The sequence below is a fragment of the Actinoplanes sp. DH11 genome (assembly GCF_020873875.1).
Classification (GTDB): domain Bacteria; phylum Actinomycetota; class Actinomycetes; order Mycobacteriales; family Micromonosporaceae; genus Actinoplanes.
This window is the reverse complement of record NZ_JAHWGU010000003.1, coordinates 189,355-211,267: the sequence shown is the minus strand read 5'-3', so window position 1 is coordinate 211,267 and position 21,913 is coordinate 189,355. Positions and strand designations below refer to the sequence as shown.

General features: G+C 71.1%; 21 protein-coding genes. 8 read left to right on the top strand and 13 right to left on the bottom strand.

From position 1 onward, the window contains the following. Nucleotides 1–25: 25 nt before the first annotated feature. Complete coding sequence (locus LPA41_RS06040) at nucleotides 26–415, top strand: MerR family transcriptional regulator (RefSeq protein ID WP_229069127.1); 390 nt, start codon at nucleotides 26–28, stop codon at nucleotides 413–415. 56 nt (nucleotides 416–471) lie between these two features. Here the strand turns inward: LPA41_RS06040 and LPA41_RS06035 are convergent, their stop codons facing one another. The 5 genes from LPA41_RS06035 to LPA41_RS06015 all read right to left on the bottom strand — a co-directional run bounded on the left by LPA41_RS06035 (nucleotide 472) and on the right by LPA41_RS06015 (nucleotide 5,044). Continuing rightward, nucleotides 472–1,254, bottom strand: a complete 783-nt coding sequence (locus tag LPA41_RS06035; RefSeq protein ID WP_229068936.1) for an ABC transporter permease — start codon at nucleotides 1,252–1,254, stop codon at nucleotides 472–474. Beyond that, nucleotides 1,251–2,213, bottom strand: a complete 963-nt coding sequence (locus tag LPA41_RS06030) for an ATP-binding cassette domain-containing protein (RefSeq protein ID WP_229068935.1) — start codon at nucleotides 2,211–2,213, stop codon at nucleotides 1,251–1,253. Before LPA41_RS06030 ends, LPA41_RS06035 begins: the two co-directional genes overlap by 4 nt. 272 nt (nucleotides 2,214–2,485) lie before the next feature. Further along, the gene (locus LPA41_RS06025) at nucleotides 2,486–3,331 is read right to left on the bottom strand and encodes a DUF4097 family beta strand repeat-containing protein (RefSeq protein ID WP_229068934.1); all 846 of its coding nucleotides are present in this window, start codon (nucleotides 3,329–3,331) and stop codon (nucleotides 2,486–2,488) included. 224 nt (nucleotides 3,332–3,555) lie between these two features. Continuing rightward, a complete protein-coding gene (locus tag LPA41_RS06020) occupies nucleotides 3,556–4,095 on the bottom strand; it encodes a ribbon-helix-helix protein, CopG family (protein WP_229068933.1) in 540 nt (179 codons plus the stop codon). Nucleotides 4,096–4,483: 388 nt separating this feature from the next. Beyond that, nucleotides 4,484–5,044 (bottom strand): hypothetical protein, encoded by a 561-nt coding sequence (locus tag LPA41_RS06015; RefSeq protein WP_229068932.1) that lies wholly within the window; start codon nucleotides 5,042–5,044, stop codon nucleotides 4,484–4,486. Between the two features lie 125 nt (nucleotides 5,045–5,169). Between LPA41_RS06015 and LPA41_RS06010 the strand changes: the two genes are divergently transcribed. Then, on the top strand, nucleotides 5,170–5,430 hold the full coding sequence (locus LPA41_RS06010; RefSeq protein WP_229068931.1) for a hypothetical protein: 261 nt from the start codon (nucleotides 5,170–5,172) through the stop codon (nucleotides 5,428–5,430). Between the two features lie 228 nt (nucleotides 5,431–5,658). Beyond that, on the top strand, nucleotides 5,659–6,936 hold the full coding sequence (locus tag LPA41_RS06005) for a prolyl oligopeptidase family serine peptidase (protein ID WP_229068930.1): 1,278 nt from the start codon (nucleotides 5,659–5,661) through the stop codon (nucleotides 6,934–6,936). Between the two features lie 6 nt (nucleotides 6,937–6,942). Here the strand turns inward: LPA41_RS06005 and LPA41_RS06000 are convergent, their stop codons facing one another. After that, nucleotides 6,943–8,115, bottom strand: coding sequence for a glycosyltransferase family 4 protein (locus LPA41_RS06000; RefSeq protein ID WP_229068929.1), 1,173 nt, complete (start codon nucleotides 8,113–8,115; stop codon nucleotides 6,943–6,945). Between the two features lie 90 nt (nucleotides 8,116–8,205). Here LPA41_RS06000 and LPA41_RS42675 point away from each other — a divergent pair, with 90 nt between their 5' ends. Next, nucleotides 8,206–8,976, top strand: a complete 771-nt coding sequence (locus LPA41_RS42675) for an FKBP-type peptidyl-prolyl cis-trans isomerase (protein ID WP_229068928.1) — start codon at nucleotides 8,206–8,208, stop codon at nucleotides 8,974–8,976. A gap of 38 nt (nucleotides 8,977–9,014) precedes the next feature. Here LPA41_RS42675 and LPA41_RS05990 read toward each other — a convergent pair whose 3' ends face one another. Both LPA41_RS05990 and LPA41_RS05985 read right to left on the bottom strand, forming a co-directional pair. Continuing rightward, nucleotides 9,015–9,929 carry a pentapeptide repeat-containing protein gene (locus tag LPA41_RS05990; RefSeq protein WP_229068927.1) on the bottom strand — a complete coding sequence of 305 codons (915 nt, stop codon included), beginning with the start codon at nucleotides 9,927–9,929 and terminating at the stop codon, nucleotides 9,015–9,017. A gap of 130 nt (nucleotides 9,930–10,059) precedes the next feature. Next, the gene (locus tag LPA41_RS05985) at nucleotides 10,060–10,326 is read right to left on the bottom strand and encodes a hypothetical protein (protein ID WP_229068926.1); all 267 of its coding nucleotides are present in this window, start codon (nucleotides 10,324–10,326) and stop codon (nucleotides 10,060–10,062) included. A 93-nt stretch (nucleotides 10,327–10,419) separates the two neighbouring features. Here LPA41_RS05985 and LPA41_RS05980 point away from each other — a divergent pair, with 93 nt between their 5' ends. Further along, complete coding sequence (locus LPA41_RS05980) at nucleotides 10,420–10,821, top strand: hypothetical protein (protein ID WP_229068925.1); 402 nt, start codon at nucleotides 10,420–10,422, stop codon at nucleotides 10,819–10,821. A gap of 44 nt (nucleotides 10,822–10,865) precedes the next feature. Here the strand turns inward: LPA41_RS05980 and LPA41_RS05975 are convergent, their stop codons facing one another. Continuing rightward, nucleotides 10,866–11,384 carry a MarR family winged helix-turn-helix transcriptional regulator gene (locus tag LPA41_RS05975; protein WP_229068924.1) on the bottom strand — a complete coding sequence of 173 codons (519 nt, stop codon included), beginning with the start codon at nucleotides 11,382–11,384 and terminating at the stop codon, nucleotides 10,866–10,868. Between the two features lie 107 nt (nucleotides 11,385–11,491). On the opposite strand from LPA41_RS05975, the gene LPA41_RS05970 reads away from it, so the two are divergent. After that, complete coding sequence (locus LPA41_RS05970) at nucleotides 11,492–12,346, top strand: class III extradiol ring-cleavage dioxygenase (RefSeq protein WP_229068923.1); 855 nt, start codon at nucleotides 11,492–11,494, stop codon at nucleotides 12,344–12,346. A 1,350-nt stretch (nucleotides 12,347–13,696) separates the two neighbouring features. Here LPA41_RS05970 and LPA41_RS05965 read toward each other — a convergent pair. Together LPA41_RS05965 and LPA41_RS05960 are read right to left on the bottom strand one after the other, a co-directional pair. Continuing rightward, nucleotides 13,697–14,923, bottom strand: coding sequence for an SGNH/GDSL hydrolase family protein (locus LPA41_RS05965; RefSeq protein WP_229068922.1), 1,227 nt, complete (start codon nucleotides 14,921–14,923; stop codon nucleotides 13,697–13,699). A 1-nt stretch (nucleotide 14,924) separates the two neighbouring features. Further along, nucleotides 14,925–17,918, bottom strand: coding sequence for a glycosyl hydrolase 115 family protein (locus tag LPA41_RS05960; protein ID WP_229068921.1), 2,994 nt, complete (start codon nucleotides 17,916–17,918; stop codon nucleotides 14,925–14,927). A 186-nt stretch (nucleotides 17,919–18,104) separates the two neighbouring features. Here LPA41_RS05960 and LPA41_RS05955 point away from each other — a divergent pair, with 186 nt between their 5' ends. Together LPA41_RS05955 and LPA41_RS05950 are read left to right on the top strand one after the other, a co-directional pair. After that, nucleotides 18,105–18,938, top strand: a complete 834-nt coding sequence (locus tag LPA41_RS05955) for a MerR family transcriptional regulator (RefSeq protein ID WP_229068920.1) — start codon at nucleotides 18,105–18,107, stop codon at nucleotides 18,936–18,938. Nucleotides 18,939–18,947: 9 nt separating this feature from the next. Continuing rightward, on the top strand, nucleotides 18,948–19,766 hold the full coding sequence (locus tag LPA41_RS05950; RefSeq protein WP_229068919.1) for an endonuclease/exonuclease/phosphatase family protein: 819 nt from the start codon (nucleotides 18,948–18,950) through the stop codon (nucleotides 19,764–19,766). Nucleotides 19,767–19,810: 44 nt separating this feature from the next. Here LPA41_RS05950 and LPA41_RS05945 read toward each other — a convergent pair whose 3' ends face one another. Together LPA41_RS05945 and LPA41_RS05940 are read right to left on the bottom strand one after the other, a co-directional pair. Beyond that, a complete protein-coding gene (locus LPA41_RS05945; RefSeq protein ID WP_229068918.1) occupies nucleotides 19,811–21,106 on the bottom strand; it encodes a GAF domain-containing protein in 1,296 nt (431 codons plus the stop codon). Between the two features lie 120 nt (nucleotides 21,107–21,226). Then, nucleotides 21,227–21,913, bottom strand: coding sequence for a bifunctional 2-polyprenyl-6-hydroxyphenol methylase/3-demethylubiquinol 3-O-methyltransferase UbiG (locus LPA41_RS05940; protein ID WP_229068917.1), 687 nt, complete (start codon nucleotides 21,911–21,913; stop codon nucleotides 21,227–21,229).

The following is a 21,913-nucleotide window of genomic DNA, read 5'->3' as shown; positions in this document are numbered from 1 at the left end:
GACTGATCCGGTGACCGCAGGACTGATGCAGATCGGCGAGGCCGCCGACCGGGTGGGCCTGAGCATCCGCACCATCCGCCACTACGAGGAGGCCGGCCTCGTCGTGCCGTCGGCGCGCAGCGAGGGCGGGTTCCGGCTCTACACCGAACCCGACCTCGACCGGCTGCGCGTCATCAAGCGGATGAAGCCGCTCGGGTTCACCCTCGACGAGATGCGCGACCTGCTCACCACACTCGACGCCCTCAGCGACCCGGCCGTCACCGGCGACGGCCGGACCGTGCTGCAGGACCGCCTCGCCATGTTCCACACCGCCGCGCAGAACCGGGTCCAGGCCCTGCGCGACCAGCTGGCGATGGCCGAGGGGTTCGCCCACCAGATCCAGGAACAGATCGAGCGGCACACCGGCGAGTCCTGACCCTTTTTTTGTGCGGCGCTCGTCAGCTCGCCGCGCGCTTGTCGGAGCGGCGCTCGTCAGCTCGCCGCGCGCTTGTTGTAGCGGCGCTTGGCCCAGACGTACGACAGCACGGAGATCCCGGCGCACCACCCCAGCGCGATCCACGCGCTGTTGCCGATCCCGGACCCGAGCAGCAGTCCTCGGAACGTCTCGATGATCGGGGTGAACGGCTGGTACTCGGCGAAGGTGCGCAGCCCCGCGGGCATCGTCTCGGTGGGCACGAACCCACTGCCCAGGAACGGCAGCAGACTCAGGAACATGGGCGTGTTGCTGGCCGTCTCCACACTGTCGGCGACCATGCCGAGCGCCACCGCGAACCAGATCAGCGCGAACGACGTCGCCGTCGCCATCCCGACCACGGCCAGCCACTCGATCGGCGTGGCCGTCGGTCGGAACCCGATCAGCAGCGCGACACCGAGCACCGCGCCCAATGCCAGGAAGTTCTGCACCAGGCTGCCGAGGACGTGCCCGGTCAGCAGCGACCCGCGGGAGATGGCCATGCTGCGGAACCTGTCGACGATGCCCTCGGTCATGTCCATCGCCACCGAGATGGCGGTGCCGGCGGCCGCGCCGGCCATGGTGAACAGCAGGATGCCGGGGGTCAGGTAATCCAGGTACTCGGCACGCCCGCCACCGAGACCGGCGCCGAGGGTGCCGCCGAAGACGTAGACGAACAGCAGCAGGAAGATCACCGGCAGGCCGATGAGCATGACGGTCAGCGACGGGTACCGCCGCAGGTGCAGCAACTGCCGGTGCAGCATGGTCCGGGAGTCGGCGACGGCATGGGCCATGGTGGTCATCTGATCTCCTCGGTGGTGGCGGCCGGGGCGCCGGTGAAGGCGAAGAACACGTCGTCCAGGTCGGGCGTGTGGATGGACAGGTGATCGGGTTCGGCGTGCACCCGGTCGAGGGTGCCGAGCACGGCCCGCAGCGAGGCGATGTCGCCGTCACTGGGCACCTGCAAGGTCAGCGCGTCGTCGTCACGATGCGTCGTGTCCAGCACCGCGGCCGCCGCCTGCAGCGTCCGCGGATCGGCGAAACGCAGCAGCAGATGCCCACCCGGGATCCGGCGCTTGAGTTCGTCGGCGGTGCCCTCGACGACGATCCGGCCCTGGTCGAGCACGGCGATCCGGTCGGCGAGCTCGTCGGCCTCATCCAGGTACTGCGTGGTCAGGAAGACCGTGACGCCCTCGGCTACCAGTTCCCGGACGATCTGCCACATGGCGTGCCGGCTGCGCGGGTCCAAGCCGGTGGTCGGCTCGTCCAGGAAGATCAGCCGGGGGTCGCCGACCAGGGTCATCGCCAGGTCCAGCCGGCGCTGCTGACCGCCGGAGAGCAGCGACACCGGCTTGCGCGCCGACTCACCGAGGTCGAAACGCTCAATCAAACGATCCACCCGGCGTACGCCCTCCGTCCGGCCCAGCCGGTTCAGATCGGCCATCAGGCGCAGGTTCTCCCGGACGGTCAGCAGCCGGTCGACGGCGGCGAACTGCCCGGTCAGGCCGATCGCCGCGCGTACCGCATCCGGGTCGTCCGCCGGGTCGTGCCCGGCCACACGCACCGCGCCGCCGTCCGCCGCCAGCAGCGTCGCCAGGATCCGGACCATTGTCGTCTTGCCGGCGCCGTTCGGGCCGAGCAGGGCGAAGACGGTGCCCTCGGTGACGGTCAGGTCGATGTCGTCGAGCACCACCTTCGTGCCGAAGCGCTTGCGCAGGCCGGCCACCGAAACGGCGGGTCTGCTGGTGACTGTGGTGGTCATCTGTGCCTCCAGGGGGTTTCCGGGCAGGAGTCATCGCCGCCCGTGCCTCCGGGCGGAGCTTCCTCAGTGGGGTTTCTCAGCGGCGCTTTTCTCGCGGCGTTCTTCTCGCGGCGTTCTTCTCGCGGCGCTCTTCTCGCGGCGCTCTTCTCGCGGCGCTCTTCTCGCGGCGCTTTCTTCGGAGCTTCTCTTCGCGGGCTTCTCTTCGCGGGGCGTTTCTGGGCAGCGGCCATCGCCGACCGGTCGGCGGGCCGCGGCCGGGACGGCGGGTGGGGTTAGGAGCGGTGGATCAGGATGTCGCCGAACGAGGTCCGGGCACGCACCTCGGCCCGCTCGTCAGCCTCGGCCGGCCCGTCGGCGGCGGTCATCTCGTTGCGGATCTTGCCGTACTGGGTGTGCACGTCGAGCCTCGCCGCCGTACCCGGCCGGATGCCGATCTCGATGCGCCCGGCGGCGCTGCGCAGCGTCGTCGAGCCGCGGACCAGCTCACGGACGCGGATGTCGCCGTTCGATGTGTTCGCGGTGAGCGAGGCGGCGGCGTGGTCGGCCACGATGTCGCCGTTCGCGGAGTTGATCTGAAGTTCGCTGCCGGCATGGCCGACCCAGGTCTCGCCGTTGCCGTTCTTGAGCACGGCCGGCCCCGCCACCGAATGCACCTGAAGCTTGCCGGACCCCGTGGTGATCTTGGCGTCGCCGGTCACGGTCTCCGCGACGACCAGGCCCATCCCGGTGGTCAGCGACAGGCTCTCGGCCTGCTCGACCTGAAGATCGCCGGCGCCGCTGCGCATCCGGACAGCACCGAGCGCCCCGGTGACACGGCCACTGCCGGCGCCGAGCTTGGCCTCGAGGTCCGAGCCGACCGGCAGCTCGACGAGCACGTCGACGGTGCCGACCCGGCCGAACACACCGAGGCCGGGCTGCTTGGGGCCACGCACAATCAGGGTGCCCGACGTGAAGTCCACCCGGGTCTGCTCGGCGGCCCGCACGTCACGGCTCTGACTGTCGTCACCCGGGCGTACGTGCACCACGGTGTCCGTCCGATCGGTCGCGAGCACCTGCAGGTCGCCGGAGCTGAGCTCGATGGAGGCGGTGACGGGTCCGGGGGTGTCGAAAGTGGGCATGGCTGGTTCTCCGTTCTTCTTGAGGATCAGCGCGCCTTGAGGAGCTGCTCGCCTCGACGGGTAGCTCTCTCGACGGGTAGCTCTTGAGCCAGCTCTTGATGTCGGCCAGCTGCTGATGCGAATCAGCTCTTGATGAGGGCCAGCTGCCGATGCGGGTCAACTCTTGATACGGGTCAGCTGCTGATGCCGGCCAGCTCTTGATACCGGTTAGCTCTTGATGCGGGTCAGCGGACCCAGCCGGTGTAGCGCTGGCTTCCGGTGGCCGCGCTGATGGTTGCCGGGACGCCGGTGGCGGGTCGCCCGTGCTCGTTGTCCGCGGCAGCGGCCGCCGCCCGGATCAGCCAGGTGTTGATCGAGACGCCGGACCGGGCGGCGGACTGCTCCACCCGTGCCTTCAGGTTCTCCGGCAGGCGCAGACTGATCCGCACCGTCGCCTCGTCCTCACCGGCCGGCGCGGGCGCCGCGGCGGGCGGCGGGTCGTCGGGGGGCGGGGTGCCGGCGGGCCCGCTCCACGGATCCGGCGGCGCCGGTGTCACCACGAACGTCGGTTCGCGATCACGCAGCCGCAGATCGACCGACCCGGGCGCCAGATCACGGGTGATCTCGGCGGCCGCCTCGGAGAGCGCGTCCAGCAGGGCGAGCCGCACCGCCGACTCCAGCGGCGCGGTCAGCCGCTCGGCCAGCTCCCGCGCATCGTCGCCACCGGCCGCGGCGGCAACGGCGAGTTCATGACGCAGGGCGTCGATGTAGGGGCGCAATTCCATGACGCCACTATGACACCACGGTGATGCCACACGCAACCTCATGGCATCACGGTGGTGTCAGCGACGCCACGAAAGACCACGACGGCCGCCCAACCCGATCCCGGGTGCCTCCGCGGCCCGGCAGCGCGGCCCAGAGATCGCCGCACCGGGCACGTCGGCGGCGGGAATGGCCGCGCTGGCCAGACGGCGGCGGGATGGCCGCGCTCGGCGGCACAACCCTCGGGATCGCCGCGCTCGGCGGCGCGCGACCTGGGGACCGCTTGCGCTCGGCGGGGCGGCGGGCGACGCAGCCGTCCTTGGCGGCCGATGGACGCCCATACCGAGATGTTGATCTGCTAGCGCTACGAAATCGCGGTTTCAACCCCATGATCACCGCGATTTTGTAGCGCTAGCAGATCAACATCGACGCACCAAGCACATCCGCATCCCGCACGCGCTGCCCCACAAGCCCGGCCAGCGCCGCGGCCGCCTCCACCCGCCCGGTCCGGTGGCACCGCTGCGTCACGAACCGCTCGCGCACCCCGTCGGCCCGCACCCGCCGCGCGTTGCGGGACAGGTGGGCGCGGTGCCGCACGGCCACCGCCCGTACCGCTTCGAGGTCCTGCGTCGCCGGCAGCAGCAGCTTCACGTGGTGCTCGAAGTAACGCTGCGGCTGCGCGGCGCCCTGCGCCGCCGTGACCGGGGCCTCGGCACCGGACGCGGCCGCCTCCACCTTGAGCCGGGTGACAACGAAACCCTCCGCACGCAGCGTCGCAGTGGCCGCGCGGGCCTCCTCCTCGGCCGACGCGGGCGTGCCCGCGCAGAGCCAGCTCAGCATCGGCTGACTGGCGTGCTCACCCCGGTCGAGCTGGATGCGCGTGTACTTCACGCCCCGCGCGTCCGCCACCGCCCGAAGCCTCTCGTCACCAGCGTCGGCGGCCACCGTCAGGTGGATCTCGTATCGACTCACGGACGCACGCTATCGACCGGGTACGACATCCACGGCCCGCCATCCACAGCCCGCCCTGCCCGCCGCCCAACCTCGGTGCCGCCTCACTTCCGCTGGGGGTTGCGCCCGGGGGCGATGATGGCGGGATGGGCGCTGAGAGCTGGGTGATCCTCGAGGCGGGCACGTTCGCCTCTGCCGCGCTGGCTGTCGCGGCGTGGCTGTTCGCGTTGCAGGGCGTTGAGTTCGCGAGCTGGTTCGCCGGGGTGGCCGGCGTCGTGGTCGGCCTCGGCGCGATCATCCTGGCGCCGCAGGCCTCGCACCCCGCCGCGCCACCACCCGATCCGCTCCGGCCCGGCACCCCACCGGCACTTCCGGTCTCCGCGCCGCCCGCCGCCGTCCAGCACTGAACGGCCGGTGACACCGACGCCGGACGCACGGCACCGCATGGTCAGCCGGCTGCCGGTGGCCGGTCGAGGACGCCCAGGCTGATCTGGCCGCGCGGTCGTGGCATCAGGCGGAGCGAGGCTGGCCTCCAGCCGCTCAGGGGGCCCGGTGATGAGTGACGAACATTGCCAGGTTGTTTCCTCCGCGATACGTTGCAGCCATCGACAGACTTCGTTTTCGCGGGGGTCAGCATGGCCGTGCCCATCAGTCGCCGTACCGTTCTCGCCGCGTCCGCCGGCGCCGCCGCCACCCTGGCCGTCCCCGGTCTTGCCGAGGCCCGCACCGGCCGCCGCGAGACCGGCCGGGGCAAAGGCCGTGTCGGGTTCGTCCTGAACGCGACGACCCTCGACGGCGGCGAGCAGGTCACGTCGCTGACCCTGGACACGTCGCGGCTCGGCCCGATCGACCCGGCGAGCCTGAGCACCGGCACGTTCCGGGTGCACGCCACGGCGACCAGCCCGATCCCGCCGGCGCCCGGCGAACTGATCTTCAGTGAGTACGATCTGGACCGCGTCGTCACCGCCGTCCGGCTCGACCGGCGCGGCGACATCGTGCTGTCGCTGTCCACCGCGGAGGGCCAGCTCGGCGGCGGCACGCTCGGCTACCTCACCGCCAGGGGACGCAACGTCCGGCTCGACCTGACCTACACGATCACGCAGCTGGCGCCGCTGACCCGGCGGGACGGCCGGCCGGTCACGATCACCGGTTTCGACCAGGGGCGGCTGGCCAACTTCGAGGTGGACGCGTTCGATCACCACCGGACCGCGGACCTGAAGTACCGGCTGTACGAGCCGAAGTCGGCCCGGGGCGCGCGGCCCCTGATCGTCTGGCTGCACGGCGGCGGGGAGGGCGGGCTGCTGCCCGACGGGTACTACGACAACGAGACGACGCTGCGGGCCAACCGGGGTGCGCTCGGATTCGCCACCCCGCAGGCGCAGCGGATCTTCGGTGGCGCCTACGTGGTGGCGCCGCAGAGCACGTCGTACTGGATCGAGGACGGCGACCGGTTCGCCCCGCAGATCCAGCGGGTGATCCGGGACGTGACACGCCGGCACCGGATCGACCCGTCGCGGATCTACGTGGCCGGGTGCAGCAACGGCGGCTACATGAGCCTGAAAATGACGACGGTCTACCCGGAACTGTTCGCGGCGTCCGTACCCGTCTGCGGTGTCGTCGCCTCCCTGCAGGCCGGCGCGCCGCCGCTGATCCCGGACGCCCAGCTCGCCGCGATCAGCACCCCGACCTGGCTCATCACCTCACTGGACGACACCACCGTGCCGCCGGGCCCGAACACCATCCATGCGAACGAGGTGATCCCGGGGTCGCTGATGACGCTGTACGACAACGTGATCTGGGACGGCTACCAGTTCCCCGGGCACTGGTCGTGGATCTACCTGGCGCACAACGATCCGGCGATCGACGGCACCCGCGTCTGGCAGTGGATGTCGGCCCGGCGTCGCCGGCGCTGAACCGTCTCAGCGCGACGCCGGCACCAGGTCGGCCAGCAGCTCCTCCCAGCGGGCGGCGATCACCGGCATCTCGTACTCCGCCGCGGTCGCCCGTGCCGCCTTGCCCATCCGTTCCCGGTCGCCGCAGTCCGTGATCAGCCGCGACATCCCGGCGGCCAGCCCCGCCACGTCCTCGGCCGGCACCAGCAGCCCGTTCACCCCGTCGGCCACCACGTCCGCCGGACCGGTCGGGCAGTCGAACGACACCACCGGCAGCCCGGAACCCATCGCCTCGAGCAACACCATCGGCAGGCCTTCCTTGCGCGAACTGAGCACGAAGATCGACGCCTTGGCGAACTCGGCCTCCAGGTCGCGGCTCAGCCCCCGCAGCCGTACCACTCCTCCAAGATCTCGTTCGTCGATCATCGCGGTCAGTTTCCGCCGCGCCTTGCCCTCGCCGAAGATGTGCAGCTGCCAGCGCGGATGCGCCGCGTGCACCGACGCGAACGCCTCGATCAACAGATCGAAACCCTTCTGCCGGGCCAGCCGACCGGCTGCGGCGAGGATCGGGGCACGCTCCTGATGCGGTACGGGTGGACGAGGCGGAATCCCGTTCGGAAGGTGCACCAGCCGGACCCGGTCACCGAGCGCCTCCCGGTAGGACGCAAGGTCAGCACGGGTCAGCACGGTCACCGCGTCCAGCCGGTGGTAGGCGCGCACGATCTCGCGCCGCAACCGCACCGAGTAGGCGGCGAGGTTCATGTGGTCCTGCCCGATCCGCACCACCCGCCGCGACCCGAACCACGCCGACAGCAGGTTCAACGCCGGCCGCGTCGTGATCACCACGCCGTCCCGCTGCGCCCGCAGGTACCGGATCACGCGCAGGTCGACGAACGGGTCGAACAGCTTGTACCGGAAGTCCCGCCCGTGCGGCAGCGGGTTGCGGAAGTACCGGGTCTTGCGAGAGAACCGGGTGTTGCTGCCGGGCGTGTCCGTCCACCTGGACCCGTTGTCCCGCAACTCGGTCAGGCAGACCAGCCGCACCCGCGGATCCAGCGGCAGCGCCGGTTCGGCGGCACTGCGGTACACACTGGCGATCTCCACATCGTGGGTGCCGCACAACGCGTTGGCCTGGTTGAAGACCGTCCGGATCGTCCCGCCGACCCCGTACGCGTTGTGCAGCAGATACCGAATGTTCACCTTTGCCAACCTATGGCGGCCTGTCAATCACGACCGGCCGGCCGTGCTCGGGGGCCTGATTCTTGCGCTCAGGTGTCGTATTGTCGGGCGGTGCCTGATCCCGTAGCCAGCCCCGGCAGCGCGGCTGCCAAACGCGCCGCCGGCCCGCCCAGCAAGCTCGGCGGAGCTCAGCCGCCCGGCGCTCGGCCGCTCAAGGCTCAGCCGCCCGGCGCTCGGCAGCTCAACGCCCAGCCGCTCAAGTCGAAGGCCGAGAAGCGGGCCGAGGCGAAGGCCACGAAGGCACGCAACCAGGCGATGCAGAGACGCCGCCGGGCCCTGGCCATGGCCGGCACCGCCGCCGTAGTGCTCGCCCTGCTGGTCGGCCTCATCGTGTGGATCGGCAACTCGTCGCAGCCGAACCCCACCGCCGCGACCGCGACCACGGATGCCGCCCCCAGCCCGGCCGCGGCCACGCCGAACTCGACGTTCCCGCCGGTGCCCACGGGCGCCGACCCGGCCCTGCGGACGAAACCGGCCGCCGAGGGCGGCATCGGCACCGTCACCGAACTCAAGACGACGACCCTCGTCCAGGGCACCGGCCCGGCCGTCCAGTCGGGTCAGACGATCCAGGTGAACTACGTGGGCGTCACCTACGCCGACGGCAAGGAGTTCGACTCGTCCTGGGACCGGTCGGAGGCGTTCAGCTTCCCGGTCGGCGCCGGCAACGTCATCCAGGGCTGGGACCAGGGCCTGCTCGGCGTCGAGGTGGGCAGCCGGGTCCAGCTCGACATCCCGTCCGACCAGGCCTACGGCGACAAACCGACCGGCGGCCGCCCGGCCGGAGCCCTGCGCTTCATCGTCGACGTCCTGTCCGCGTCCTGACCACACCGCGCCCGTCCGGGTGCCTGGCCTGCCGCGGGTCAGGGACGGACAGCGGGATCGAACGTACCGGCCAGCGTGTCTTCGACAAGTTCGCCTCCGGTCCGCTTGAAGCCGTTCGCTGTCACCACCCCGTCGGTCACCACGGCGCCGGTGAAGTTGAGAAGGCCCGCGTCGAGGGTGGATTCGTTGAAGCTGACGACTCCGCCCTCGACGGCGATCTCGGTGAACCAGATGCGCGCCCCACCGAAGACGGCTCCGTCGAAGAAGAACTCCCCGTCGAGGAAACGGGCACGGTGAAAGGACACTTTGCCGCTCATGAACCGCGCCCCGGTGAGGTCGCCCCCGTAGAAGATCGCTTCCTCGAAGCGGAAGTTGTTCCCCTGCCAAGAAACGCTGGAGAAGCCGGGCCGCAGGTGATCGCGGATGACGCGCAGAATCGTCCGCCGTACCACTTTCTCCCCGTGCACATAGTGCTGGCTGGTGGGATCCGCCTCGTAGGGGATCTGCAGATACGCTGTCAGCACGTTGATGCACAGCTGCCGCTGCTCCGGCCAGTCATCGGCAAGCGAGGTCATGGCGTAGACCCCGGCCAGCCGGACCGCGGGGCTTTCCTGACCGAGTTGCTCCGAGGCCTTCACGAAACGACCGGTCAACTGTTCGGCATCCGCACGACGGGCGTCGCCTTCGGCGAGTCGCTGCTTGCGGTAGGCGTACACGCCGGCGAGGACCGCCCCCGCGAAGGTCGCCACCGTCAGCGCCGCCTTCAGGACGTTCAACGACCGGTCGGCGTCCGAGGCGCCCGGCGCAGCCGCGGGCACGAGACTGTGGTCGAGCAGGAAATAGACCGCCCAGAAAGCTACGGCCGCGGTCACCAGCCAGAGAACGGCCACCAGCCAGACAGGCTGCAACCGAGGCGCATGCCCGGCCTCTTGTCCCGCCGCACGAATGCCCATCCAGGAATCATGACAGGGTTGTCGATCGACCAGTGTCACTCGATCGACTGTTTCGCGGATCGACGAGGCCGACTGGGGCATCCGCGTGTCCGGGGACCGCGCGTGACGCCGACGTCCGCCCGGTGGCGCGTCAGCTCGCGTGATCGCGCGGCCGATAGCGGACCACGGCCACACCGCCGAGGCAGATCGCGGCCACCAGGGCCAGAACCGCCGGGAAGGCCGCGTCGTGGCTGTTCAGCCAGCTCGCCAGCGACAGCAGGACCACGGCGAGGCCGAAACAGAGCCCGTACAGCCCTGCCCTCCGCCGCCGCGTCCGGGCCAGCGTGATCATGCCGTAGACGGCTGCGCCGGCGCCGAGCACTCCACCGGCAAGAACCAACCAGAGAGAAGACGACATGTCTTCCTGCTACCCCGATGCGTCCGGCGGCAATCGACGTCCGTCTCGGCGTCACCGACGGAGCCGGATGCGGCGGGTCCGGGATACGGCACCATGAGGGTTGTGCCTTTCCACCCGGCGCCCGGGCGCGCTGAGCGTGATCCCCGCTTCGATGCCTACCGCGAGCGCGCCGGAAGGCTGTCCGCGCACGGCGGGCCGTTCGGACTGCTGTACCTCCGCTTCGACACCTACTGGCATCGACTCGGCGGGAACCTGTGGTGGCGCCGATGGTCGGAGCCGAGGGAACTGGTCACCGGCTATGTCGCCGTCAGCCATGGCGGGTTCGACGACTTCGTCCAGGATGCGGCCACACTTGCCGACGAGCTTGAGCACTGGCGGCGCGGCCTGTTCCCCTACCGCGGCGAGATGCTGGACGTCGAGTGGCTCGACGACGCCGGCTCACGCCGGGCACGGGACATCACCTTCGCCCTGGACGAAGGTTCTGGGCTCGACTGAAGCATCGGCCCTGGCTCGCGCTCCCGGGTGCGGCGGCTTCGTCGTCACGGGCGGGGGCGCGGCTCCTCACCGGGTGGGCCGGAGCTCAGGCACGGGTCGGCGGGGTCGATGACGCGCATGATGCGGCGGGCGATGTCGCGCAGCTGGCGTTGCTGTGCCTTGGTGAGCGGGTCGAAGACCAGCCGCCGCGCCTCGGCGACGTGCCCCGGAGCGGCCGGGACGAGCTTGTCCCAGCCGGCGTCGGTCAGGATGGCGAGGGTGAACCGGCCGTCGGCCGGGTCCGGGGTGCGCCGCACCCAGCCGCGCTTCTCCATCTTCGCGACCACCTGTGACAGCCGCGGCAGGGAGCCCTCGGCGAAGGCGGCGAGCGCGCTCATCCGCAGCGTCCGTTCCGGTGCCATCGACAGGCCCGCCAGCACCTGGTACTCGAAGTGGCTGAGCTGGGAGTCGCGCTGCAACTGCGCGTCGAGGGCGGCCGGCAGGCGCGTCATCAGCGCCGCCACGGCCAGCCAGGTCTGCTGCTGGTCATCGTCGAGCCAGCGCGGCTCCGAAACCTCACCCATCCCTGGAGTATAACTTCAGCCTTTAACTTACCCGTACGCTCAGATCACTTGCGTTCTTAAGTCATCAGCGCCTACATTGACTTAAACGTTGAAGTTAGGTACGAGCCATGACCACTCGATCCGTTCCGGCCGGCGCCTACGACGCGCTCCTCGCGCGGGCGCTGCCCCAAGCCCGAACCCAGCGCGCGTGGGAACCGGCCGACGGGCCCCTGCCCGCGCTCTTCGTCAGCCACGGCGCCCCGCCGACCCTGGACGACCCGCAATGGCTCGACGACCTGTTCCGGTGGGGACAGTCCATGCCGAAACCCCGGGCGATCGTCGTCGTCTCGGCACACTGGGAGAACGCGCCTGTCGCGCTCTCGGCCTCCGCCGCCGGCACCCCGCTCTACTACGACTTCGGCGGCTTCCACCCCCGTTACTACACCCTGCGGTACGCCACCCCGGACGCCACCGACCTGGCCCGCCGTCTCGCCGGCACGCTGGGCAGCACCGGTGGAGTACACCAGTTCGTCGACCGGGGCCTCGACCACGGCGCGTTCATCCCGCTGATGGCGATGTACCCGGCCGCCGACGTACCCGTCGTGCAGGTGTCCATGCCCAGCCTCGACCCGCAGGCGCTGCTCACCCTCGGCCGGCGCCTGAAGGAGCTGCGCCGGGAAGGCATCCTCGTCATCGGCTCCGGCTTCATGACGCACAGCTTCGCCGTCATGCGCGACCCCCGCCTGACCGGCTACAACGCGGCCTTCGACGAGTGGGCCACCGACGCCGTCACCCGCGGCGACGTCGACGCCCTCACCGACTTCCGCGCCAAGGCACCGGGCGTCGAGGTCGCCCACCCGACCGCCGACCACTACGTTCCCCTGCTGCTCACCGTCGGTGCGGCCGACGACCCCACCACGGCGACCTCGGCCATCGAACGCATGACGTTCGGCAACTCCATCCGTTCCCTGCGCATCGACTGATAGTCCTGGGCTTCGGGCCGGTGGCGGCGCGGTCGCGGCGCTGCCCGGGTCCGTGCCGTCGGGCAGGGTCGTGCCACGGCAGGCGGCAGGGCGGCAGGCGGCCAGGTCGGCAGGCGGCCAGGTCGGCAGGCGGCCAGGTCGGCAGGCGGCCAGGTCGGCAGGTCGGCAGGTCGGCAGGTCGGCAGGTCGGCAGGTCGGCAGGTCGGCAGGTCGGCAGGCGAAGCATGGCAATGCTGACTCTCTGCAACAAGGAACATGGGCCCTGCCCACGCGCGGGACGGCTGTGTGGAGTCGCAGTGGGCCTATGGGCCCCTTGGAATTCCAAGATCTGCGATACGAGGCCGCATGCTTGAGATCATCTTGACGGAGCGTGAGGCCGCGGGGCCCTCAGCGCCTGACTTCGCGCAGCTCCGGCTGCAACGGCTCCAGCTGCAGCGGCTCCAACTGCAGCGGCTCCAGCTGCAGCGGCTCCAACTGCAGCGGCTCCGGCTGGCGACTTTCGCGTCGCTGGAGCGGCTCGACCGGGATCCCTGGCTGCCGGCGTCGACGAGTTCGGCGATGCGCGCGATGTGTCTCGCAGGCGTACGCCCGGATGTTCGCCCTCGCCGGCGGCGGCATCGCGCTGCTCTCCAAGGCGTAGCCGGGTCGACGCGAAACCGGCAACTGTCGCGCGGTGAAACGCCCGGGATGGTGCCGCTATGTCGGTCCGGCGGAACACCGCGAGCAGCCTGCGTCTCCGGAAGCGGACGTCGCTGGTCCGGATCCGGAAGCGGACGTCGTTGGTCCGGATCCGGAAGCGGACGTCGCTGGTCCGGATCCGGAAGCGGCCCTCGCCAGTCCGGATCCGGAAGCGGCCCTCGCCGGTCCGGATGACGCCTCACAGGCCGCCTAGCCGAGATGTTGATCTGCTAGCGCTACGAAATCGCTGTGATCAAGGGGTCAAAACCGCGATTTCGCATCGCCAGCAGATCAACATCGCCACGCGGACGCACCGCGGGGGATCGAGCCGGCCACTGGCTGACCGCGCCTACGGTGGCGTGGGGTGACAAGCCGGCGGACGTCCTGCGCTGTGGCACCGCCCGGCCCAGGCCGGCCTCGCGCAGCCTCTTCAGGTGGTGCGAAATGACCGGCCCGAACAGCTGTTGCGGAGGCGGCCCGACGCACCGCCGACAGCGCGCCCCACGCACCGCCGACAGCGCGCCCCACGCACCGCCGACAGCGCGCCCCACGCACCGCCGACAGCGCGCCCGACACACCGCCGAGAGCGCGCCCGACACACCGCCGAGAGCGCGCCCGACGCACCGCCGACAGCGGTGCGCCGGACCTCGGGCCGACTCGTGGCGGGCGACCTCAGAACAAGCCGCGGGGCACCGCTGCTGCCAGGGACGCGTACCCGGCGGGGTTGAGGTGCAGGTGGTCGCCGGTGTCGTAGGCGGGGGCCAGCCGGCGCGGGTGGGCGGGGTCGCGGACGGCCGCGTCGAAGTCGACGACGGCGTCGAACAGGCCGCTGCGGATTGCCGCGTTGACGACTTGGCGCGACCGTTCCCGTACGCCGTCGGGGTCGTCGTAGATGTTGCCACCGAAGGGGGTGAGTGTCGCGCCGTAGACCCGCAGCCCGGCTGCCTGCGCCCGCAGGACTATCTGCCGGTACGCGCCGAGCAGGTCCGCCACGATCTGCTCCTGGTCGGTGACCGGCGCCGTCCCGATGTCGTTGACGCCTTCGAAGACCAGCAGCCACCGGGCGCCGCTGATCGCGAGGACGTCGCGGTCCAGCCGGGCGAGCGCGTTGGGGCCGAGGCCGTCGCGCAGCACCCGGTTGCCGCCGGCGGCCTGGTTGAGGATCGCCAGGCGGGGGTCGCGGAGCCGGTCGAAGAGCTGGTCGGGCCACCTGTCGTTGCCGTTGGTCGTGGAGCCCCGGCCGTCGGTCAGTGAGTCGCCGAGCAGGACCAGGCCGGCGGCCTCGCTGCGGATCTCGACGCCGCTGATCAGGTACCAGTGGTCGCTGGGTGTCGCGCCGGCCAGGTCCGGATCGCGGTGGTGGTCGCCGTTGACCAGCCACGACGTGGTCCGCGAACCGGGGTGGGAGCTGAGTTCGGTGGTGGCCTGGCCGTCCCGCAGGTACGTCGTGATGCTCAGGTTGGCGCCGGCGAGCACGGCCAGGTCGATCGGGTCGGAGACGATCTGCGCGCCTTTCGGGACGGTCACCGAGGCCCGGCCGCCGAAGGTGAGCGGGCGCAGGGTGCGGGGCCGGATCGCGGAGACCCCGGCCCGGCCGTCGGCCGGCAGCGCGACCGCCGCGGCGGTGATCGGCAGGTCGGCGCCGCCGAACGCGTTCGACAGCCGGATCCGCAGCCGGTGCCCGCCGGCGGTGACCCGCACGGTCTGCCGCAGCGTGGTGTTCACCAGGGTGGCGTCGGTGCCGGTGAACGGTGCCGGCGGCATGTTGTGGGGTTCGGTGAGCTGCGGCATCGCGGCCCAGGTGTGCACCCACGCGGGTGGCGGGCCGGGCAGACCGCGACTGATCAGCCCGGCGGAGGCGGCGGCGCCGGTGGAGGCGAGCAGGGTGCGCCGGCGCATGTCAGAACCTCCGGCTTTCGGCCGGGCCGAGGTAGCTGTACCCGACGCCGCCGGTGTCCACGACGAGCCGTTGCAGGATGACGGTCGGGTCGACGGCGTGGAAGGTCAGCGTGTGGGTGCCGGGCCGGTCGATCACGTGCGTCGTGGTGGTGACGTTGACGTTGTCGGAGGTGTTGCGGGCCCACTGCCGGTTCATCGTGGTGTCGTCGGCGCCGGTCGCGGCGATCACGTCGACTGTCTGCGGCGGCTGGTCGTCGACCGATATCGCATATCGCAGGCCGGTGTTCCCGGGCAGCACGTCGTTGCGCGGCGACAGGTGCGCGGAGATCTTGACGGGACCGGTGGTGGTGAGGGTCAGCCGATAGTCCAGGCGACCCTTCCCGGTCACCGCTGCCATGCCGTTGCCGACCTTGCCGATATCCGGAAGCAACTGCCAGTCACCGGTCCGGCGGTGGTAGTGGTCCGCGTTGATCGCCACGTACCCGCCGGCTTCGGCGAAGCCCACCGGCCTGAGCGCGGGGTTGCGCACGGCGACCTGCACGGTCTGGGTGCCGCCCGGGCCGTCGATCTTGATGGGTACGGTCGTCAGCCCACCCGGGGCCCGCCGCCAGTCGACGCTGACCGTGACGGTCCGCTGCTTCTCCACCCGCCCGGACGCCGGGGTGACCGTGAGCCACGGCTGTCCCGTGCTGATCCGGTAGTCGAAAGCGGTCGTCCCCCGGTTGTAGATCTCGAAGCTCTGCCGCTGCCGGGCCGCCCACGGGCTGAACTCGGCAAGTTCCGCGTCCACGCCCATCGACGCCGCCGCCGGGACCTCGATGCGCTTGAGGTGCGGGTAGATCTCGTCGGGCAGCGCGACGTGGTCGTCGGTCTGCGGCTGCTGCCAGCCGGCGTTGTTGTAGCGCGCCGCGTTGCCGTACCCGATCTTCGGCTGGGTCTGCCAACCGGCCCATTTCCCGCCGGCGAGCCGGGTGTTGTAGTGCTCGCTGAGCGCCTGGTCCTCGGCGAACCGGGCCTCCGCCTCGTCGGCGAGCGCGTTCGTCGCGGCCCGGCCCTGCGCGGCGTAGCGGATGTTGGTGAATTGGGCGCGGCGCAGTTCGTACAGGTTGGCCGAAGCCTGCACCTGGTAGCCGACGAGCTGGAAGTAGGCGTCCCGCCAGGCCGCCGGCACCTGGCGTTCGATCCGGGTGGCCCGGTCGGCGAGGCGCTGCCATTCGGCGACCACGCCGTCCATCTCGCGGTGGTGGTACGGGTTCTCCTGGTCGTTGTAGACGACGTTCTGGGCGTCGCCGGTGATGCGCCGGTTCAGCAGTTCCGGCTTGCGGCGGGACTGCAACCGGCCGTACTCGGACAGCACCTCGGCGATCGCCGGCGCCAGCGTGGGCCCGAAGTTCTGTGCCGCGTAGGACCGTTCCCATTCGTCGATCCGGTGCACCGGCAGCGCGTCCGGGTTCCAGGCGTAGTCGAGGAAGAACTGGGTGGGCAGTTCCTCGTTCTTGAGGTCGCCGACGTTCACCATCCAGAGACGGTCGACCCCGCTGGTGTACGCCAGGTGCAACTGCTCCCACGCATTGACCAGATTCGTCGTGTCGACCCATTTGTAGTTACGGCCGTCGCCGACGTAGTCGAAGTGGTAGTAGAGCCCGTACCCGCCGCTGCGCCGCGGCAGACCGGCGTCCGGGAGTTTGCGCATGTTGCCCCAGTTGTCGTCGCAGAAGACGACAGTCACGTCCTCCGGCGGCTGATAGCCGTTGTCCCAGTAGCGCTGCACCTCCTTGTAGAGGGTCTGCACCTGGGGCGCCGCCTGGAGGCCGAATTCGCGCAGGATTTCCCGCTGGGTGTCGATGATGGAGCTCATCAGGTCGATGCCGTCGCCATCGGGAAGGCTGACGTCGCCGTTCCCGCGCATGCCGAGCGTGATGACGCCCTCGAATCCCTGCTCCTTCATCCGGCGGGCGCCGTCGCGCCAATAGGCGACGATCGCGTCCCGGTTGCGCCGGAAACTCCATTCGCCGGTGCCACCGTACGGGTCGCTGCCGGGCGTGACGATCGTGCCGTTCGCGTCGCGGACCGCCGCTTTGGCGTGCCGGTTCCATTCCTCGATGCCGCGCATCATCGGCGCCTCGTGGGAGGTGCCCATGACGACGCCGTACCGGTCGGCGGTCTCGTGGTTGAGCGGGTCGTCCTCGGCGAACGCGCGCCCCCACACCGCGGGCCACAGGTAGTTCGCCTTGAGCCGCAGCATGGTCTCGAAGACCTGCGCGTAGTACTGCGCGTTGAGCCCGCCGGGGTAGCCGGGCACCTTGCCGGGCCCGAAGTGGTTCGGCGCCCAGGTGCCGGTCGCCGGGTTCTCGTCGTTGATGAAGAAGCCGCGGTACTTGACCTTCGGCGTGCCCTGCGTGTGCCGGCCGGGCAGCGCGTAGAGGGCGTCCGCGTGCGGCACCGGCACGTCGTCCCAGAAGTGCCAGGGCGAGACCCCGATCTTGCGGGACACGTCGTAGACGCCGTAGATGGTGCCGCGCTGGTCACTGCCGGCGATCACGAACGCGCGCCGCACGCCCGGCAGCGGGTTCTCGACGACCTGCTGCAGCGAGGTCTCCCACTTCCCGGCGACGCCCCGGGTATCGATCTTGCGGGTGCGCACCAGGCGGTCGATCAGGTCGCTGCGCCCGATGGTGCCCACGATGATCGGATCCTGGTTGCCCGGCGGCGCGTCGTGCGTCAGGCCGGGCCGGACACCCGTCGCGGCCTCGAGGTCGGAGCGCAGATCGCCGGCGACGCGGACCACGCCCGGATGGTCGTCGCCGTCGATCACGATGGGTGCCGCCTGGCCGGCGGCCACGAGGGGGAACCGGCCGGGGCCGGGCTGGGTGGCGATGTAGCCGGTGGGGTGGCCGGCCGCGGCGGCCTGCGGCGCCGCGATCACGGCGAGCGTGGTCGCGGTGAGGGCGGCGGCGGTGAGGGCGGCGAGGGTACGGGGGAACGGACGTCGCATGGGTACGCCTCCGAAAGTTTCGGATTCGTTTCGCGGGAATGACGGCAACATATAGTCGTGCGTCGATCGCGTCAAGGCGTGAGCAGCCGCCGGGCTTCATGCCGGAAATCCCGGAAGTTTCGGGACCGGGCCGAAACGTACCCCCTGGCTTGCCCTTCTGGTTACTGGAGGGGCGAACCTGGTGACATGTTGTCGATCAGCGAGTTCAGCGAGATGACCCACCTGACCCCGCAGGCCCTGCGCTTCTACCACGCCGAGGGACTGCTCGAGCCCGCCCACGTAGACGAACGGACCGGCCACCGGTCGTACGCCTTCGAGCAGGTCGAGCAGGCCATGCTCGTCACGCTGCTGCGGGACACCGGGATGAGCGTGAAACTCGTCCGGCAGGCACTCGACGAACCGGACCGGGTGCTGAGCCTGCTCGACCGGCACAGCGCGGAGGTCGACCGGCAGCGGCGCGCCCAGGACGAGGCGATCCAAGCGGCCCGGACCGTTTTTGATACCTGGCCGGCGCCTCAGGTGCGCCACGTGCCGGCGATGACAGTCGCGACCCGGCTGGTGCACGGGACGCCGCTGGGGCGTACCGCCCAGGAATGGCAGCAGGCCGAAGCCATGATCGAGGCGGCCACCGCCGAACTCGTCACCGCGGTCGAGGACGCCGGCATCCGCGCGCCCGGCACACCGTGGCGGACCCTGGCCCTGGAGACCCCGGAGCAGGATCGGCGCGTCCTCGACGGCAAGGGACCGTTCTGGATCGTCAAGGTCCCGGTCACCGCGGAGGCTGCCGCGCTGCCCGACGGCGTACGCCTGCAGCAGCAGCCGGAACGCGACGAACTCCAGATCTTCATGCCCGGCCGCAACACCATGGCGAAGTACGGCACGGTGATCCTGCGCCTGCTCAACGCGGAACTGCCCGGTGAGGATCTGTTCGTCAACTTCGCCCTGGCGCGCCAGGAGATCCACCCGGACGGCGTGCTGAGCGCCGCGCCGGTCCAGCGCGCCCCCGGGACCCCGGGTTAGATTGCCTCGATGGCGGACCACACGATCCGGGCGATGACGTGGAACCTCTGGTGGCGCTTCGGGCCGCACTGGCGGGACCGGCAGGCGGGCATCCGGGCCACCCTCGACGGCGTACGCCCCGACGTCCTCGCACTTCAGGAGGTGTGGGCGGGCGACGGCACCTCGCAGGCCGACGAGCTGGCCGAGGCGCTCGGCATGCACGCCGTGTTCGCGTCACCGTCCTATCCCCCGCCCGGCGCCGACCCGGACACCGCCGATTGGGCGGACATCGATCTGGGCATCGCGGTGCTGAGCCGGTGGCCGATTCTGGACAGCGAGGCGCTGGTGATGCCGGCCCGGCACCGCGACTGGGACCCGGTCGCGCTGTGCGTGCGGGCCGACCACCCGGCGGGTCCGCTTCCGATCATCGGGGCGTGTCTGGACTACGGGGTCCCGTACACCGATGACCGGATCGCGCAGGGCGCGTTCCTCGCCGACCTGGCCACCCAGCCACGCCTCGACGGCCCGTGCCCGGTGCTGCTGCTGGGCGACCTGAACGCCGCGGCCACCTCGCCGGTCCTGCGCGCGGTCGGCGACGTGCTGACCGACGCGTGGGTCGCCGGCGGGGGTACGCCCGACGCCGTCACGCTGCCCTCCACGCACCCGTCGGCGCCGCTGGAGGCGGGCCCGCAGATGATCGACCAGCGCATCGACCACATCTTCTTCCGGCCCGGACGCGAGGACCAGCACGTCCGGGTCGAGGCCGTCCGCCTCGCCGGCGACCCGGTCGGCGGCGTCCACCCCTCCGACCACCGGGCCGTCGTCGCCGACCTGCGCTGGCACGGCTGACCCCACGCCGCGCGGCCACGGCGTGCGTGATCGCGGCCCGGCGGTCAGCGGTCGCGGTAGGCGGCCAGCCCGCCGAGCTCCTCGCTGGCGATGAACACCGAGCGCACGTTGATGATGGCCTCCTCGACGTGCGTGGAGCACCCCCACGCCGAGTCGCCCCACGAGTCGGCGATCTTGATCTCGGCCGGGGCGGTGCATCCGGCGGCGCCACCGAGCTGGCAGTGCTCCGGGTGCGGGCTGTCACCCTGCGCGGCCGCGGCGGCACGCATCCGATCGGCGAGTTCCGCGGCGGTGGCGGCCCGCTGGTCCGCTTCGGTGCGAAGTTGACGCTCCGTGCGTACGGCCTTGGCAAGCTCGTCATGGGCCTGCCTGGCCCGTGCCTCCGCCGCCGCCTTGGCCTCTTCGATGTGGTGGCGCTCGATGGCCAGCGCCGCGGTGTCGGCGAAGACCTGGGTCAGCGCGAGGTCGGCGTCCTGGGGGATGCGCGGGCTGCGGTGATACATGGCGAACGTGCCCAGCAGGCCGCCGTCGCGGGCCAGGATCGGGGTCGACCAGCAGGCAGCCAGCCCGGCCCGGCCGGCCAGTTCGCGGAAGTCGGCCCAGAACGGATCGGTGGTGATGTCGGTGACGATCACCGGTTCCCGGCGGTGCGCGGCGGTGCCGCACGAACCGACGCCCTCACCGGTGGCGATGCCGTCGATGGCCTCGTTGTAGAAGTCCGGCAGGCTCGGCGCGGCGCCGTGGCGCAGATGCCGGCCGTCGTCGTCGGCGAGCAGGATCGAGACCAGAACCTCCTCCGGCGCCAGGTTCTCGATGCAGCGGGCCATCCCGTCGAGCACCTCGGCCAGGGGCGCCTGCCGGGCGATCTGTTCCAGCAGGGCGCGGTGCTCGGTCATCAGCCGCTGGGCGTGCCTGATCTGGGTGGTCTCCACCCCGATGACGTGGATGCCGGTCACCGTGCCGCCGGCGGCGCGCCGCGGCTCGTAGGTGAAGTCGAAGAACGCCTCCCGCGCGTGCGCCCCGGTGCCCAGCACCACCCGGGCGTCGCGGCCGGTGTAGGACTCGCCCGTGGCGTAGACCCGGTCGAGCAGCGCGAGGAAGCCCTGCTCAGCGAGCTCGGGCATCAGGTCCCGCAACGCGATCCCGGTGCGCGCCCGGTCCCCGCCGCCGATGGCGGCGAAGAAGGCCGGGTTGGCGGTCTCCACCACGTGCGCCGGCCCGGACAGCGACGCGAACACGGCGATGGACTGCCCGAACAGCGCGCGCAGATCCTCCGGCACCGCCCGATCGGCGTCCTCGTGATCCGGTGCAGCCGGTTGCCGGCCCGATACCGCCGTCATCGTTGTTCTGCCTCTCACCTCGCCGTGGTGGCCCGTGCCGCAACATCTCAGCATGTCCGGCGGCCACCCGCATCACGGGGTGACACCCGCCTGCTTGACGCGGCGCGACGCGGCCGCGGGTCAGATCCGGCGGGCGCAGCCGAGGTAGGTCACCACCGGGCGGGCGCCCGGCTTCTCCAGCACGAACTCCACCAGATCCACCACGCCGTCGTCGGAGATCCGGCCGCTGCGCCGGGCGAACACCGCCTTGACCAGGTCGACCGGGTTGCCGGGCTTGAAGCCTCGGACGTCCTCACCGGTCAGGCCGTGCGCGGCCAAAGCCCGCAGGACCTCGTCGGGCCGGCGCAGGCGTGCGGCCGTGTACCGGCCGGGCGGCATGATGCGCGTGGACGGCAGCCCCTGGAACAGGCCGAGGTAGACGATCCCGCTCAGCGGGCTGCGGGTGACGGTGTCGTAGAACAGGATGCCGCCGGCGGCCAGGACCGCGGCCGCCGCGCCGACCACCCGATCGAGGTCATCGGGGACCTCCAGGGTGTCGGCGCAGTAGACCACGTCGAACGGCCCACCCAGACGGTCCAGGTCGTCGGCCTCGGCGGTCTCGGACCGTATGCCCAGGCCCGGATCGGAGTCCCGTTCGCGGGCGCGCCGGGTGGCGACCGGCGACGGGTCCACCGCGGTCACCCGCAGTCCCAGGCCGGCCAGGTGACGGGCCAGGTCACCGCGGACGCTGCCGATCACCAGGGCCGATCTGCCGGCCGGCGCGACGCCGAGGCGGCTGAGCAGTTCCCGGACGTACCGGATCCGCAC